Source organism: Rhodococcus sp. PAE-6 (genome assembly GCF_025290685.1).
Taxonomy (GTDB): domain Bacteria; phylum Actinomycetota; class Actinomycetes; order Mycobacteriales; family Mycobacteriaceae; genus Rhodococcus; species Rhodococcus pyridinivorans.
The window spans coordinates 81,839-96,572 of sequence record NZ_JAOCLZ010000008.1 but is presented as its reverse complement, the minus strand read 5'-3'; the positions used below and the strand labels follow the sequence as shown (position 1 = coordinate 96,572).

Below are 14,734 nucleotides of genomic sequence, written 5' to 3'. Positions count from 1 at the left end.
CGGGCTCGGAGGGCTTACTCGTCCGGGTCGTAGGCCGGATGTTCGACGGTGGGAGGAAGGGTCGCGATCGCGGTGATCCGCTTGAGTCCGGCGGTCTGCAGCAGGTCGACGATCAGCGACCTCATCTGCGCGAACACCACCGTGGCCGACACTCCTGCCCCGGCGATGAGTTCGGGATCCATCTTCTTGGCGATGCTGCGCAGCACACGTGCAGCCTCGGCCTGGTCGGGCTGCTCCCCCGGCTCCGCGAGAACCATCTCGCGGAGCACGTCCACCGCATCGGCCACCTCGGCGAACCGCTGCACGAGCCGCGGATCGAGGATCTCGTCGTCGCGGACGAGGGTCAGCGACCGGCGCGCGAGCACGCGAATGTTGCGCATCGCGTGATCGATCGGGTCGGCGGCAGCCGTCAGGACCGCGAGACGCTTGCGACTGTTCCAGTACAGCGGCGAGATCCGGCTGATCTCCCGACCGCCCTTGAGGTGGGTGCGCATCGAGTCGATCGCGGGCTGGGTGGCCCGCGCCTGCTTGAGGGCGTCCTCGATCGGTTTCGGGTTGTTCTCGACGAGCCCGGTCTCGACCTTCCTCAGGACCTCGCTCGCCGTGGCGAGGATCTCGGCGGCGTTGCGCCGGGCACGCCGCACCGGATGGGTGGGGATCATCGCGACGACCGCGATGCCCGTGAGACCCCCGACCAGGGCGTCGACCATCCGATCGGGCCCACCGGTGCCACCGGGTGGCAGCAGCGTCGCCACGAGCACCGCGGAGTTCCCGGCCTGCATCGCGAAGATCGGGCCGCTGTTCAACGCGACCGCCGTACTCATCGCGATGGTCACGACGAGCGCGATCTGCCACGGTCCGCTGCCGATCAGCGAGACGAGCAGGTCGCCCACGCCGATCCCGACGGTCACACCGCAGACGAGTTCGACGGAACGCCGCAATCGGGCGCCGAGACCGAGCCCGAGGGAGACGACTGCCGCGATGGGGGCGAAGAAGGGCTGTTGGTGCCCGACCAGATCCTTCGCGACCCACCACGCCAGGCCCGCCGCCAGCGCGCACTGCACGATCGGCAGCGCCGATGTGCGCAGCCGTTCGAACGAGTCGGTCAGGCGTTTACGAGCTCCCTGACGGGTGGGTCGACGCCGGGTCGCCGCGGACAGTCTGTTCAACACAGGCATGTACGGGCGTCTATTCGACGCCGAGTTCTTCCGCTGCCCGCGGGTCGCAGTCCTCGAGCAGGTCCAGGCAGCGGGCGTGCTCGTCCGACTCACCGATGGTTCGGGCTGCCCGGGCCAGGACGGCGACGCAACGCAGGAAACCGCGGTTGGGTTCGTGGCTGTAGGGCACGGGACCGAAACCCTTCCAGCCGTTGCGGCGCAGCTGGTCGAGACCACGGTGATATCCGGTACGTGCGTAGGCGTATGCCTGGATCGTCTCGCCACTGTCGAGTGCGGCCTCGGCGAGGTACGCCCAGGCGATCGAGGCGGTGGGATGGTCGGCTGCGACCTTCGCCGGGTCCTCGTTGTTCAGCAGGGCCGACTCCGCGTCGTCGTCGCCGGGGAGAAGGGTGGGCTGCGGTCCGAGAAGATCACCGAAAGACGTCATGGGGTCATTGTGCCCTTCCGTGGCGAAGGCTCGATAGAGTCCCCGGGTAACCGCAGGCCGTCGAGCGAGGTGCAGCACGTTGTCGGACCCGAAGAACGAAGAGTCACCCGAGCAGACTTCGACGACCCCTTCTGTCGAGACACCGGACGAGAGTGCGGAAAACGAACCCCCTGTCGAGCCGGCGGCGACCGACGAAGCAGCCGCGGAAGAAGCAGTATCCGAGGATGCAGTGCCCCAGGATGCAGTGCCCCAGGATGCAGCGTCCCAGGATGCAGTGCCCGAGGATGCAGTGCCCGAGGATGCAGTGGGCGCGGGAACCGAGAAGGCCGACGAGCCGGCGGAGCAGGTCTCCGAGAAACCTGAGGAGCCGACCACCGATGCGGCGTCCTCGGGTGAGGACGCGAGCAGCGATGAGCCGGAACAGGCTGCAGACGAGAGCGTCACCACGGACGAGACCGTGGCGCTTCCCGTCGTCGAACCCGAGACCGTCGAGTCCCGCCCGACCCCCGAATCCGAGCCCGCGCCCGATGTCACCGCCGATGCGCCCACGGTGCAGATCCCGGTCCGCAGCCACGTGCCGAAGGCGCCGCCGCAGCGCATCGCTCCGCGCCGTGAGGAACCGACGGTTCAGCCCGAGCCCGTCCGCGTCGCCGTCCAGCCCACGCCCACGCGCATCCCGCCGGCCCGCGACAAGAGCCGCGGTCGTCGGCTGATCGCTGCCGGAGCAGCGGCCGTGCTGGTGGTCGTGGCGATCGTCGCGGCCGGCGTGATCGTGTTCCTGAAGGACCGCGCCGACAACTCCCCCGAGAGCCGGATCCGCGCGAGCATCGACACCTTCGTCGGAGCACTCGAATCGGGCGACCTGGGGACTCTGCGGGAGTCGACCTGCGGAGCGCTCTCCGACTTCTACGAGACGGTCGATCCGGAGAACTTCCGCGACATCCACCGGCTCGCCGTCGAACAGGGCGAGATCCCGGTGGTGACGAGCGTCGATCGCATCCAGATCACCGAGGGCACCGCCATCGCGCAGGTCACCGCGCACACGGTGAACGATCCCGACGATGTCACCGACCGCACCTTCGACCTCACGCTCGACGGTGAGCAGTGGAAGGTCTGCAGCGAATAACGGGACGACAGCGACCACGAGTGTGCAGAAGTCGTCGTTCGCCCTCGGCGTGTCGCGACGATTTCTGCACACCGTAGGGACGACGAAGGGCGCCGACGAGAACGTCGGCGCCCTTCTGGTATCGGTGGGGCCTTACTTGGCCGAGACCGAGCGTCCCGCCGACTTGAGGTCGTTGCAGGCCTCGATGACACGCTGCGTCATGGACGCCTCGGCCTTCTTGAGGTAGCTGCGCGGGTCGTAGGCCTTCTTGTTGCCGACCTCGCCGTCGATCTTGAGCACACCGTCGTAGTTGGTGAACATGTGTGCCGCGATCGGGCGGGTGAACGCGTACTGCGTGTCGGTGTCGACGTTCATCTTCACGACGCCGTAGCTCAGCGCCTCGTCGATCTCCGACTTCAGCGAGCCCGAACCGCCGTGGAAGACGAGGTCGAACGGCTTCGAACCCTCGGGCAGACCCAGCTTCTTCGACGCGGCGGCCTGGCCCTCGGCGAGGACGGACGGCTTGAGCTTGACGTTGCCCGGCTTGTAGACGCCGTGGACGTTGCCGAAGGTAGCGGCGAGCAGGTACTGGCCCTTGTCGGCGCCGAGCGCGTCGACGGTCTTCTCGAAGTCCTCGACCGTGGTGTAGAGCTTGTCGTTGATGGCGTTCTCGACGCCGTCCTCTTCACCGCCGACGACGCCGATCTCGATCTCGAGGATGATCTTCGCGGCCTTGGCGGCAGCGAGGAGTTCCTGCGCGATCTCGAGGTTCTCGTCGATCGGGATGGCCGAGCCGTCCCACATGTGCGACTGGAACAGCGGGTTCTGTCCGTTGTTCACGCGCTCCTGCGAGATCGCGATGAGCGGGCGGACGAAGCCGTCGAGCTTGTCCTTCGGGCAGTGGTCGGTGTGCAGAGCGATCGTCACGTCGTACTTCTCGGCGACGACGTGGGCGAACTCGGCGAGTGCCACGGCGCCGGTGACCATGTCCTTCACACCCAGGCCCGAGCCGAACTCGGCGCCACCGGTCGAGAACTGGATGATGCCGTCGCTGCCGGCGTCCGCAAAGCCCTTGATGGCGGCGTTGATCGTTTCGGACGACGTGCAGTTGATCGCCGGGAACGCGAAGGAGTGCTCCTTCGCGCGGGCGATCATCTCGGCGTAGACCTCGGGAGTCGCGATAGGCACAGCGGCTGTCCTCCAGATGAGAGTCGATCGGCACCCCACCGGGATGTGGTGGGTGCCCGGTTGTCCTTGCAGTATGTCAAGTGACACGTCCGTTCGATACTCGGGCCGTCCGGGGTGGGTGTCGGGATTCGGGGGGAGGTGGACGCCGCCGGTACCCTGGATCGCGTGACTGTGTTCGAAGCCTCGGAGTCCGTGACCAATCTGGCCCTGCTACCGGGGTTTCTGGATCCTGTCAATCTACTCAATTCGTTCGGTACCTGGATGCTCATCGGGTTGCTGCTCGTGGTGTTCATCGAATCCGGTCTGCTGTTCCCGCTGCTGCCCGGCGACTCGCTGCTGTTCACCGCGGGCCTGATCGCGGCGGCCAAGTCGGCGGAGGTCGAACCGTTCGCCCCGTTGTGGGTGCTGATGGTGACGATCCCCATCGCGGCGGTCCTCGGCGACCAGGTCGGCTATCTCATCGGCGCGAAGGGCGGAACCAGGCTGTTCAAGCCGGACTCGAAGCTCTTCAAGCAGGCCTACATCGACGAAGCGCACCGCTTCTTCCTGCGCCACGGACCCGCGATGATCTTCCTGGCACGTTTCGTGCCGATCGTGCGCACCTACGCCCCGCTCGTCGCGGGCGCCGCGAAGATGCCCTACCGCGTGTTCATCACCTACAACATCATCGGCGGCATCGTGTGGGGCGCCGGCGTAACGCTGCTCGGCTACCTGCTGGGACAGATCAGCTTCATCGCCGACAACATCGACATCATCTTCCTGGGCATCGTGTTCGTCTCGGTGATCCCGATCATCACGGAGGTCGGCAAGCGCGTGCTCAACTCGCGTCGTGCGGCCAAGAACGGTGAGGCGCCGGCCGCCGAGGCCGCGACGATGCCGATCAACCGCATCGAGAGCACGTAGGAACGAACCTGGCACCACAGAAGGTGGCTTCCGCCCGTCGAACGAACGGGTCGGAATCCACCTTCTTCCGTTTCAGGACCGCGAGGCCGCGACAGCGTAGGCCGCTTCCATGAGCATCCACCCGCCGAGCTGCACCGACATGTCACGTTCGGCGACGGCCGACTCTCGGACGGTGCCGCCCGCGAACCGCGCGACCGAGGTGCCCAGGCCGGGTAGCCGCGCCTGCCGCGACCAGTCGCGGCCGAAGACCGGCAGCTCCTCGACCTGCAGCCGGTTCTCCCAGGCGGCCTCCGCCGACGCCAGCACGATCCGTGCCGCGACGTTGCGGGCGCGGATGTCGTCGCGGTCGACGACGGGCAGTGTCGTGGCGACCATCGCGAGGTAGCGGGCCAGGATCCCGTTGAACAGTCCCCCGTCGCCGCCTCCCCCGCCGGTGACGACGCTGCGCTCGGTGAGGTGATCGTCGACCGCGGCGACGAGCGCGTGGACCCTGCGGCGATGCCTGGGGTCGTCGAGTTGCAGGGCGAGCTCGGTCTCGAGGCCGAGCGTCACCCCCTGGCAGTAGCTGTAGATCGCGCGTTCGTGCACGCCATCACGGATACCGTCGAGGACGAGGCCCGTCTCGGGGTCGAGCAGCACGTCGTGGATCCAGTCGGCCATCTCCTCGGCGCGGTAGACCTTGCCGGTGCGGGCGAGCAGCAGCGCCGCCGGACCGTTCGCGGGGGCGTTGAAGAAGGTGTCCCGCCGGCGCCACGGGATGCCGCCGCCGCTCTCGGGTTGCCAGGCGTCGACGAGCTCGTCGACGAGGGTCGCGATCGCGCCGCGGTGGTCGACGTAGAGATGCCGTTCGGCCCGTTCGAGCGACAGGCCGAGCCACGCCATGTCGTCGTAGTAGTTGTTGGTCCAGCCGGTGAGGTTGCGGATGCGGTGGGTGCGTGCGAGCCGCACGACACGGCGCCGGCGGCGCGGGGTGGCGTCGCGCTCGGCGGCGTCGACGGCGGCGTCGATCAGGTGCGCCTGCCACCAGTAGTGCCAGGAGAGGAACAGTCGCTCACGTCGGACGGCGGGCCATCCGACCACCCCGAGCGCGGTGCCGGGCAGTGCCCAGAGACGACGGATGTGCCGAGACACGATCGCACCCTCCGCGGCGTCGGCCCGCTCCGACCACCGGGCGGCCTCGACTCCGTCCGAACGCTGTCCTGCTGCGGTGTTCATCACCCTCCACACTGCCCGACCGGCGGCCGCCCCGACGACGGTCCGCGCGACTTTCATCCCGGATTGCGGGGCAGGTGTTACCAGGCGTCCGAGAAATCGGCGTGCTGCCGGATCCACGCGTGCATTGCGATCCCCGCGGCGACACCCGCGTTGATGGACCGCGTGGAGCCGAACTGGGCGATGGAGACCGTCATCGAGGCGACGTTGCGGGCCGCTTCGGTGACGCCGGGACCCTCCTGCCCGAACAGCAGCAGGCAGCGGCGCGGCAGGGTCGCCGTCTCCAACCGGACCGAGCCGGGGGTGTTGTCCACCGCGACGATCTCGAGGTCCTGTTCGGCCGCCCACGCGACGAGCGCGTCGACATCCGAGTGGTGGAGCAGGTGCTGGTAGCGGTCGGTGACCATCGCTCCGCGCCGATTCCATCGGCGTCGCCCGACGATGTGCACGGTGCCCACGGCGAACGCGTTGGCGGTGCGAACGACCGTCCCGATGTTCGCGTCGTGGGCGAAGTTCTCGATGGCGACGTGCAGCGGGTGCCGGCGACGGTCGATGTCCGCGACGATCGCCTCGCGGGTCCAGTAGCGGTAGGCGTCGACGACGTTGCGCCGGTCGCCGTGGGCGAGCAGCTCGGGGTCGTAGCGCGGGTCGGTGGGCGGCTCGGTGCCGAACTCCTCGATCCACGGTCCGACGCCGTGCGGGTGCTCACCCCATTCGGTGGGGCCCGCCACGTTCTCGACGGCCGGTTCGGAATGCGTGTCGGTCACCGTCAGAACGTCTCGTTCGAACCTGCTGCGACACGGAAACCGTGGCCGGTGGCGTCGTTGGTGCAGGTCACGTCGGCTGCGGTAGTGGCGCACGTGTAGCCGAGCTGCGACAACGACGATCCCGGCGGCAGGACGGGGCTCGCCCCGTCGGGCGAGAGGTAGACCGGTCCGCCCGAGCACACGAACTCGCCTTCTCCGGAGTCCTGTACGCGGATGCCGAGTCCCCAGTTGACCATGCAGTCCTCGGGGCGCGGCGGGATCGGATCGGTCGGTCCTTCGCAGCCCGCCTCGGTGCGGGTGGGCAGCCGGACGATGCCGCATTCGAAGGTGCCGTCGGGGCTGCTGAAGTAGTACGACTCGTTGCGCTGGTACTCGACCTGCGCGAGCGGAGCCGGTTCCTCCGGGGAGGTCTCGGGCTCGGGAGCTGGTTCGGTCGTCGACGGGGTCGCCTCCTCGGTGGTGCTCGGAGCGACCGTCGTGGAGGGGGTCGTCGAGGCAGCCGCGGAGGTCGTCGTCGACGTCGCTCCGGAGTCGGCCTCCGGCCCGTCCGCGGAGCCTCCGCATCCTGCGACGAACAGTGCCACACCCGCGACGACTGCGACCGGCCACATCCGAATTCTCACGCAACACCCTTCCCGACGACGTGCGGGTGTCACTCTATCGAGCGGCGTCAGTGGCCGGTCAGGCGCCGGTTCACCAGGCGATTCATCCATCCGGGCGACACCTGGGCGAGCGTGGCGAGCACGGTCGCCTGCCGGCCCACGGGCCGATGCACCCGTCCCGAGCGCCGCGTGGGACGAGTCGCGTCGAACACCGCGCGGGCGACGTCGTCGGCGCCGAGGTTCACGCCCAGGGAGCGTCGCGAGCCGATGTCCATCCCGTCGACCATGTTCGTGTCGACGAACAGCGGCCACAACGCCTGCACTTTGATGTCATGGCGGGCCCACTCGAGTTCGAGTGCTTCGGTCAGGCCGCGCACCGCGAACTTGGTGGCGCTGTAGGTGGCGAGCTCGGGCTGTCCGTAGAGCGCCGACGCCGAGCACATGTTCACGATGTGTGCGCCGGGGGTGTCGCGGAGATACGGGAAGGCCGCGTGGCAGCCGAGGACGACACCGGTGACGTTGACGTCGACGAGCTGCCGGTGCCGGCTCGCCGGGGTGTCCTCGAACGGCCCGGACGACAGCAGCCCGGCGTTGTTGACGAGGACGTCGAGCCGGCCGTCGGTGCAGAACTCCTCGAGTACGCGGGTCCACGCGGAGGTGTCGGTGACGTCGAGGGCACCGGTGGCGATCTGCCCCGCGGTGACCGAGGCGCCTTCCTCGGCGAGGCTCGCGAGCCCCGCGGTGTCGATGTCGAAGGCGCCGACGCGGTAACCGTGACGGGCGAAGAGCAGGGCGGTGGAGCGGCCGATACCGGCGGCGGCTCCGGTGATCACCACGCTGGGAGCAGACATGGCATCACCCTAGTCACGGGCGGGAGCCGACGGCGCACAGCGGGGATAGGCTGGGATCGGAGGAGCTGTGAATCGTCGTATCGTTGCCACCGTCGCGTTCGTCACCGTGGGATATGTCGTCGTTCTCGCGTTGTGGATGCACCTGTTCCTGCCGATCTCCGAACCCGGCACCGAGGGCTTCCAGGTGGTCTTCCTCGTCTGCCTGTACGGCACCGTGCTCGGTCTGTCGATGGCGCTCGCGGGTCGCCGCTCGAAGGTCATGCGCCGTATCGAACGCGAAGGGTACGAGGGATGGGCGACCATCCGTTCCGCGACACCGCTCGATCTGACCTCGACCGGTCAGCTGACCCGGCTCGATCTCGAGCTCACGGTGCCCGGCTCGGAGTCCTATCGCGGCACGGTCGTCTACGAGGTCGACCGTCGCAACCTGCAGCGCTACGCGCCCGGGGAGGTCGTGAGCATCTGGGTGGACCCGCTCGACCGCGACCGGATCGTCCTCTATCCCTGACTGTTCCGGCTCGTGAGAGCAAGGAGCCCTTCCACGAGCAACAGCTGGGCCACGGTGTAGGTGGCGAGCACGAACCCTTCCGCTGCCGCGCGCATCTTCTCGTCCTTCAGGAGGGTGCGGCGCACCACGATCGATCCGTCGGACAGCGTGAAGATCAGGCCGCCGAGACCGAGCCGACTGCGCCTGTCGGCACCCGGCACGGCCAGCCCCGCGCGCACTCGCGCACCGGGTGCGAGGGCGGGGTCTCCGGCAAGGATCGCAGTGGTGGCGAGCAGGGCGCCGTATCCGGTCAGCGGCGCGGCCACCGAGGGGTTGCGGGCGGCGAGCAGACCGGCCGCACCGGCCAGGGCACCGGCACGCTGCACCGCGACCGGCTTCGCCACCCGCGCACCGCGCCGGACGAGGATGCTCGAGTAGGCGGTCTGCATGACACCGAAACAGGCTGCACCGCTCAGGATCCGGCGGTCCTCGTCGGAGCGGATCATGGCGATGTCACCGAGGGTGGCGGCTGCGAGACCTGCGACAAGCAGGGCGGTGTCGGCGCGATCGGTGTCGCGGGAGCGGCGCAGCACCCGCACGGCGAGCGCGGGTGCGATGAGCGGTTTGGCGATCTGCTGCAACTTCTCGTTCCCCGACACTCCCCCGACGACGGTGGCGGCCGAGGCCGCCGCGAACACCGCGTGCTCGACGCCCCACCTCTTGCGACTGAACCAACCCATGCGCGCACAGTACCCGGCTGCATCGATCGTCCCGCAAGCTTCAGCAGCGGCGCGCACCCCTGGACGCCGTGGCGCGCAGGAAGGTCGGCGCCGGCAGGTCGCGCTGCACAGCGGCGTCGGCGACGGCCTTCCGCACCGAGTCCACGCGGTCGTCCTCGCACAGCGCGATCGCCGACCCGCCGAAACCGCCGCCCACCATCCGGGCGCCGAGTGCACCGGCAGCGACGGCCGCGTCGACTGCGGTGTCGAGTTCGAGGCAGCTGACCTCGAAGTCGTCGCGCAACGAGCGGTGCGACGCATCGAGCAATGGTCCGAGATCCCGGATCCGCCCTGCCCGCAGCAACTCCGCAGCCTTCTGAACGCGGGCGATCTCGTCGATCACGTGCCGGGCGCGGCGACGTAGGACGGGATCGTCGATCAGGTCCGCCGACGAGGCGTCGCGCAAGCTCTCCACGCCGAGGGACCGGGTGGCGTCCTCGACCTCACGGCGACGCTGTCCGTACTGTCCGTCGGCGAGCTCGTGTCCGGTCCCGGTGTCGACGACCAGCACGGTCAGCCCGCGGGCTTCCGCGTCGAACGGGATGTGTTCGCTGCTGCCATCGGCGAAGTCGAGGAGCAGCGCGTGGCCCGGACGTGCGTGGAGGGCGATCCGCTGGTCGAGCCCACCGGTGGGGGCACCGGCGTAATCGTTCTCCGCGCGCACGCACGCCGCGGCGAGTCGATCACGGCCGTCGTCGCCGAGGGGCAGCCCGCACAGGTCGGCGAGCGCCACCGCGACCGACGTCTCGAGCGCCGCGGACGACGAGAGTCCCGCTCCGACGGGCACGTCCGACGCGACCGCGATGTCCGCACCGGTCAATCCCGGCGGGTCGAGCGTCCAGATCACGCCGGCGACGTAGGCGGCCCAGCCGTCGACGTGCCGGTCGCGCAGATCCAGGTCGACGCCGTCGAAACCGGAACTGCGCACGCGCAGTACATGATCGGAGCGCCGACGCACCGCGACGACGGTGATCTGCGGGATCGCCATCGGCAGACACAGACCCCCGGCGTAGTCGACGTGCTCGCCGATGAGATTGACGCGCCCGGGGGCGCACCAGCAGCCCTCGGGTTCGGTGCCGAACTCGGTCGCGAACAGTGCGCGGGCGGTCTCTGCGAGCGTCATGGCGCCACCTCACGCAGGCGTTCGGCGATCCGTTCGGGGGTGGTGTCGCTGATCCACGCGCCCATCGCGGATTCGGACCCTGCGAGATATTTCAGCTTGTCCGGGGCCCGCCGCAACGAGAAGATCTGGCAGAACAGCCGCATGTCCCCGCGAGGTGCACCGAGCGGCGCCTGGTGCCAGGCAGCGATGTAGGGGGCGCGGTCGACGCCGGGGAAGAACCGGTCGACGCGGCCGAGAAGGTCGCGCTGGACGGCGGCGAGTTCGTCGCGTTCGTGTTCGTCGAGGGCGGCGAGATCCGGGATGTCGCGGTGCGGGACGAGGTGCACCTCGACGGGCCAGCGTGCCGCGGCGGGGACATAGGCCGACCACGCGTCGCCGGAGACCACCAGTCGGGTGCCCGCGCGTCGTTCGGCGTCGAGGATGGCGCCCTGCAGCGACCTGCCGGTCCGCTGCCGATACTCACGGGCGCGGTCGAGCAGTGCGCGTGAGCGCGGTGGGACGAACGGGTAGGCGTAGATCTGCCCGTGTGGATGTTGCAGTGTCACACCGATTTCCACGCCACGATTCTCGAAGCAGAAGACCTGCTCGACATCCGGTTGCTTCGACAGCGCGGCGGTGCGGGCGGCGAGCGCATCGATGACGGTGCGCGCCCGCGGCACGGAGAGGTCGGCGAATCGGGCGTCGTGGTCGGGGGTGAACGCGACGACCTCGCAGCGGCCGGTCGCCGGTCGTCGCGGCCACAGACCTTCGTCGTCGACGAGATCCTCACCGGCCGACGGCGCCCCGAGCGACGGAAAACGGTTCTCGAACACGACGACGTCGTAGTCGTCGGCCGGGATCTCGGTACACACGTCCGCCCTGCTCGGGCACAGCGGGCAGTCGACGGCCGACGGCAGGAAGGTGCGGTCCATGCGGTGGGCCGCGAAGGTGACCCACTCCCCCGTCAGCGGGTCGCCGCGCATCTCGGAGGTCGCCGCGACCGGCGGCAGGTCGCGGCGGTCGTGGAGGTCGCGGGTCGCGGCACCGGAGACGAACGGCTCGGTGTCGTCGAAATAGATCAGTTCCCGGCCGTCCGCGAGATGCGTGACGGTCTGCCGGACCCGCGCCCCCACGCGGCTACTTGTCGTCCAGACCCAGGTCGGCGAGGCCGAGCAGGGAACGGTACTCGACGCCCTCGGCGGCGATGACCTCGTCGGCGCCGGTCGCGCGGTCGACGACGGTCGCGACACCCACGACGATCGCGCCGGCATCGCGCAGCGCCTTGACGGCGGTGAGCGGCGAGTTGCCGGTGGTGGTGGTGTCCTCGACGACGAGCACGCGCTTGCCGGTGACGTCCGGTCCCTCGATCTGCCGCTGCATGCCGTGGGCCTTGGCGGCCTTGCGGACGACGAAGGCGTCGATGGGCCGGCCGGGGGCGTGCATGACGGCGAGGGCGACGGGGTCGGCACCCATGGTCAGGCCTCCGACGGCGTCGAAGTCCCAATCGGAGACGAGTTCGCGCAGGAGCGTGCCGATGAGCGGGCCGGCCTTGTGGTGCAAGGTCGCGCGGCGCAGGTCGACGTAGTAGTCGGCTTCCTTACCGGACGACAGGGTCACGCGGCCGTGTACCACCGCCAGCTCGCGTACCAGTGCTGCCAGTTCGTCGCGGTCACTCATTGCGTCCTCACCCGTCGTTCGGCGGCGCGACGCCGGTGCGGTCGCGCTCGTGTCGGGGAACGAGCCTAGTCGCTGCGGGTCGCAGGTCAGGCAGCGACGGTGTCGGAGGTCGCCTCGGACTCCGACCGGACGTCGTTCTCGACAACCTCCGCATCGACGGTCTCGTGCCTGCGGGCCGGCTCGGATGCGGCGACGGGCGCGGGCGCCTCGAACAGCACGACAGGTCCGACGGCCGCGAGCTTCGCGAACAGCGAGGTGGGGAATCCGCCGACCGCGGTGTTCAGTGCGCCACCGAGGTCGTTGTGTACGCGGACGGCTCCGGCGATGCGCTGCTCGCGGGTCTGCAGTTCCCGGGCGACCCGGATGAACGGCCAGTGGTTGACCCCTCCGAGTCCACCGATCAGCTCGTGGAGCGTCGCCGACAGCGCGTTCTCCGCACCGGCGCGTTCGGTGAGACCCAGGCGCTGGTCGCGCACACCGATAGCGAGCGAGCGGGCGCCGACGACGGGCCGGATGCGCTCACGTTCTACACCGGCGCCGGCCGACGCCGCGATGAGCGCGGGCACGAGATCGTAGCGGTCGTCGAGTTCGTGGAGGAGCAAGCGCAGGCTCTCCCGGTGGCGTTGCTGCAACGTCCGAAGACGGCGCACGCCTGCGCGCAACCACAGCACCACCGCAACCACGACAGCAACACAGAGCACCACAGCCACAGACGTCACGCGCAGAAATGTACCGAGCGCACGAATCGCGTCGAAGACTGCACCCGGCGTGTCCTGCGCGGTGTATCCGTACCGTGATCTGGCAACGCCCGCCGTCAGTTCGTCCGTGGCGATCGGGTGCTGTCGCGGCCGCAGCCGATCAGGTCCGGCCGCGACCGTTGCCGAAGGTGTTGGTCAGCTTCCGCACGAGGTTCTGCGGCACCAGTCGTCCCGCCGTGGCGAGCACCTTGTACTGCAGCCCCGGAATGCTGCGGACCCTGCCCTTGTCGAGGTCGGCGAGCGAAGTGCGCACCACCTCGTCGACGTCGAGCCACATCAGGTTCGGGGTGGACGACATGTCGATCCCGGCACGCTGATGGAACTCGGTACGCACGAAGCCGGGGCACAGTGCCTGCACCCGCACGCCCGTGCCGGCGAGGCCACCGGCCAGCCCTTCGGTGAACGACACGACATAGGCCTTGCTGCCGGAGTAGGTGGAACCGCGACCGGGCAGCAGACCGGCCACGCTCGCGACGTTGACGATGTCGCCCCTGCCCGCCTCGATCATCGACGGGAGCGCGGCGCGGGTGAACGCGACGACCGAGGTGACGTTGACGTCGAGCTGCGCCTGCAGCAGGCCCGGATCGGCGGTCCAGAACTCGCCGGTCGTGCCGAAGCCGGCGTTGTTGACGAGCATCTCGACACCGCGACCGAGGCGTTCGACGACGAGATCGCGACCGTCGACGGCCGCCAGATCGGCGACGATGATCTCCGATGCCGCCCCGAACTTCTGCTTCAGCTCGGCGGCGAGTTCGTCGAGGGCGGGACGGGTGCGGGCGACGAGCACGAGGTCGTAACCGCGACTCGCGAGGGTGCGGGCGAAACCCGCACCGATTCCCGAGGTGGGTCCGGTCACGAGCGCGACGGGGCGGACGGAAGTCATGGCCGCCACACTAACGACACGCGACGCGCGCGACCACCTCCCGAGGATCTACCTCAGTGACAATTCTCGGCGTTTCGCCTCAGTGACAATTCTCGGCGTTCCGCCTCAGTGACAATCCTCGGCGTTCCGCCTCAGTGACGGGCGGAGGGCCGACCCGGATCCTGCGAACCCCGGTCCAGTTCCTCGGGTTCCACGACGGGCGGCAGCACGTGGAGGATGCCCGACAAACGCGCGACGGTCTCGATGGCCGAGTCCCATTCGCGTCCGGAGCTGCCGACGGGGATCGAGCCGAGCGTCCACTCGCCTTCGCTCCACAGCATCTGTACGTGGTCGGGGATGGACTCGGTGAACGCGACCATCCGCTGGTCGCACACGCGTCGCGCGATCTCGAGGTCGGTGGCGAAGACGATGCGCGGGCCGATCGAACCGAGCAGGTTCATGTCGGGGTCCTTCGGCGGCGGCGTCGACTTGAGCCGCAGATCGATGTCGACGTCGGAGCCGACCTTGCGCCGGACCGCGATGATCGTCGCGGTCTCCTCGATGTCGAACAGGACGAACTCCTCGCCGCGGCGAACCCCACGGACGATGTCGATCGCGCCGAGATATTCCTGCTTGGCGAGCGCCGCGCGGTGCCAGGTGGACGGCAGGTGGTCCTCGGCGGAGGTGTACTTGTAGCCCTGCGCTTTGGCCCAGATCTCCCGGATACGACCCGACTGTTCTCGCCGCGTCCGGTCGACGTAGAGCAGCGCGACCGCACCCAGCAGTGCGACCGCGGCCAGAGAGAACCACATGGCAGTCATCGTCGAGTCAGCCTA

17 protein-coding genes are annotated in these 14,734 nt (G+C 69.1%); 3 read left to right on the top strand and 14 right to left on the bottom strand.

Translation table 11 applies throughout. From position 1 onward, the window contains the following. Positions 1-14: 14 nt before the first annotated feature. Together NVV99_RS16680 and NVV99_RS16675 are read right to left on the bottom strand one after the other, a co-directional pair. A complete protein-coding gene (locus NVV99_RS16680) occupies positions 15-1,178 on the bottom strand; it encodes an aromatic acid exporter family protein (protein ID WP_197539098.1) in 1,164 nt (387 codons plus the stop codon). 10 nt (positions 1,179-1,188) lie between these two features. Then, positions 1,189-1,605 (bottom strand): DUF3151 domain-containing protein, encoded by a 417-nt coding sequence (locus NVV99_RS16675; RefSeq protein ID WP_006552986.1) that lies wholly within the window; start codon positions 1,603-1,605, stop codon positions 1,189-1,191. A gap of 274 nt (positions 1,606-1,879) precedes the next feature. On the opposite strand from NVV99_RS16675, the gene NVV99_RS16670 reads away from it, so the two are divergent. Continuing rightward, on the top strand, positions 1,880-2,731 hold the full coding sequence (locus NVV99_RS16670) for a hypothetical protein (RefSeq protein ID WP_228044652.1): 852 nt from the start codon (positions 1,880-1,882) through the stop codon (positions 2,729-2,731). A 132-nt stretch (positions 2,732-2,863) separates the two neighbouring features. Here NVV99_RS16670 and fbaA read toward each other — a convergent pair whose 3' ends face one another. Then, a complete protein-coding gene (fbaA, locus tag NVV99_RS16665) occupies positions 2,864-3,898 on the bottom strand; it encodes a class II fructose-bisphosphate aldolase (RefSeq protein WP_024101888.1) in 1,035 nt (344 codons plus the stop codon). Between the two features lie 165 nt (positions 3,899-4,063). Here fbaA and NVV99_RS16660 point away from each other — a divergent pair, with 165 nt between their 5' ends. Continuing rightward, the gene (locus NVV99_RS16660; protein ID WP_024101889.1) at positions 4,064-4,801 is read left to right on the top strand and encodes a VTT domain-containing protein; all 738 of its coding nucleotides are present in this window, start codon (positions 4,064-4,066) and stop codon (positions 4,799-4,801) included. A 72-nt stretch (positions 4,802-4,873) separates the two neighbouring features. Here the strand turns inward: NVV99_RS16660 and NVV99_RS16655 are convergent, their stop codons facing one another. The 4 genes from NVV99_RS16655 to NVV99_RS16640 form a co-directional block, all read right to left on the bottom strand. Further along, positions 4,874-6,016: a glycoside hydrolase family 76 protein gene (locus tag NVV99_RS16655; RefSeq protein ID WP_041803825.1), complete on the bottom strand. Its 1,143-nt coding sequence runs from the start codon at positions 6,014-6,016 to the stop codon at positions 4,874-4,876. Between the two features lie 77 nt (positions 6,017-6,093). Beyond that, a complete protein-coding gene (locus tag NVV99_RS16650) occupies positions 6,094-6,780 on the bottom strand; it encodes an RNA methyltransferase (protein WP_024101891.1) in 687 nt (228 codons plus the stop codon). Between the two features lie 2 nt (positions 6,781-6,782). After that, a complete protein-coding gene (locus tag NVV99_RS16645; RefSeq protein ID WP_024101892.1) occupies positions 6,783-7,391 on the bottom strand; it encodes a hypothetical protein in 609 nt (202 codons plus the stop codon). 59 nt (positions 7,392-7,450) lie between these two features. Next, positions 7,451-8,233, bottom strand: a complete 783-nt coding sequence (locus tag NVV99_RS16640) for an SDR family oxidoreductase (protein ID WP_024101893.1) — start codon at positions 8,231-8,233, stop codon at positions 7,451-7,453. Between the two features lie 67 nt (positions 8,234-8,300). On the opposite strand from NVV99_RS16640, the gene NVV99_RS16635 reads away from it, so the two are divergent. Next, complete coding sequence (locus tag NVV99_RS16635; protein WP_019291044.1) at positions 8,301-8,741, top strand: hypothetical protein; 441 nt, start codon at positions 8,301-8,303, stop codon at positions 8,739-8,741. Here the strand turns inward: NVV99_RS16635 and NVV99_RS16630 are convergent. The 7 genes from NVV99_RS16630 to NVV99_RS16600 form a co-directional block, all read right to left on the bottom strand. Then, on the bottom strand, positions 8,732-9,460 hold the full coding sequence (locus NVV99_RS16630; RefSeq protein ID WP_024101894.1) for a lysoplasmalogenase family protein: 729 nt from the start codon (positions 9,458-9,460) through the stop codon (positions 8,732-8,734). The two genes, NVV99_RS16635 and NVV99_RS16630, sit on opposite strands and share 10 nt — an antisense overlap. Before the next feature lie 40 nt (positions 9,461-9,500). Continuing rightward, entirely contained in the window at positions 9,501-10,622 is a 1,122-nt protein-coding gene (gene galK / locus NVV99_RS16625) for a galactokinase (protein ID WP_024101895.1), read from the bottom strand. Continuing rightward, a complete protein-coding gene (gene galT, locus NVV99_RS16620) occupies positions 10,619-11,734 on the bottom strand; it encodes a galactose-1-phosphate uridylyltransferase (RefSeq protein ID WP_024101896.1) in 1,116 nt (371 codons plus the stop codon). The genes galK and galT overlap by 4 nt, the downstream gene beginning before the upstream one ends. Positions 11,735-11,738: 4 nt before the next feature. Further along, positions 11,739-12,278, bottom strand: coding sequence for an orotate phosphoribosyltransferase (gene pyrE, locus NVV99_RS16615; protein WP_006552999.1), 540 nt, complete (start codon positions 12,276-12,278; stop codon positions 11,739-11,741). Between the two features lie 86 nt (positions 12,279-12,364). Further along, on the bottom strand, positions 12,365-12,952 hold the full coding sequence (locus tag NVV99_RS16610) for a LemA family protein (RefSeq protein ID WP_019291040.1): 588 nt from the start codon (positions 12,950-12,952) through the stop codon (positions 12,365-12,367). Between the two features lie 184 nt (positions 12,953-13,136). Next, positions 13,137-13,919 (bottom strand): SDR family oxidoreductase, encoded by a 783-nt coding sequence (locus NVV99_RS16605; protein WP_260782947.1) that lies wholly within the window; start codon positions 13,917-13,919, stop codon positions 13,137-13,139. A gap of 131 nt (positions 13,920-14,050) precedes the next feature. Further along, positions 14,051-14,710 carry a hypothetical protein gene (locus NVV99_RS16600; protein WP_006553002.1) on the bottom strand — a complete coding sequence of 220 codons (660 nt, stop codon included), beginning with the start codon at positions 14,708-14,710 and terminating at the stop codon, positions 14,051-14,053. Positions 14,711-14,734: the final 24 nt, after the last annotated feature.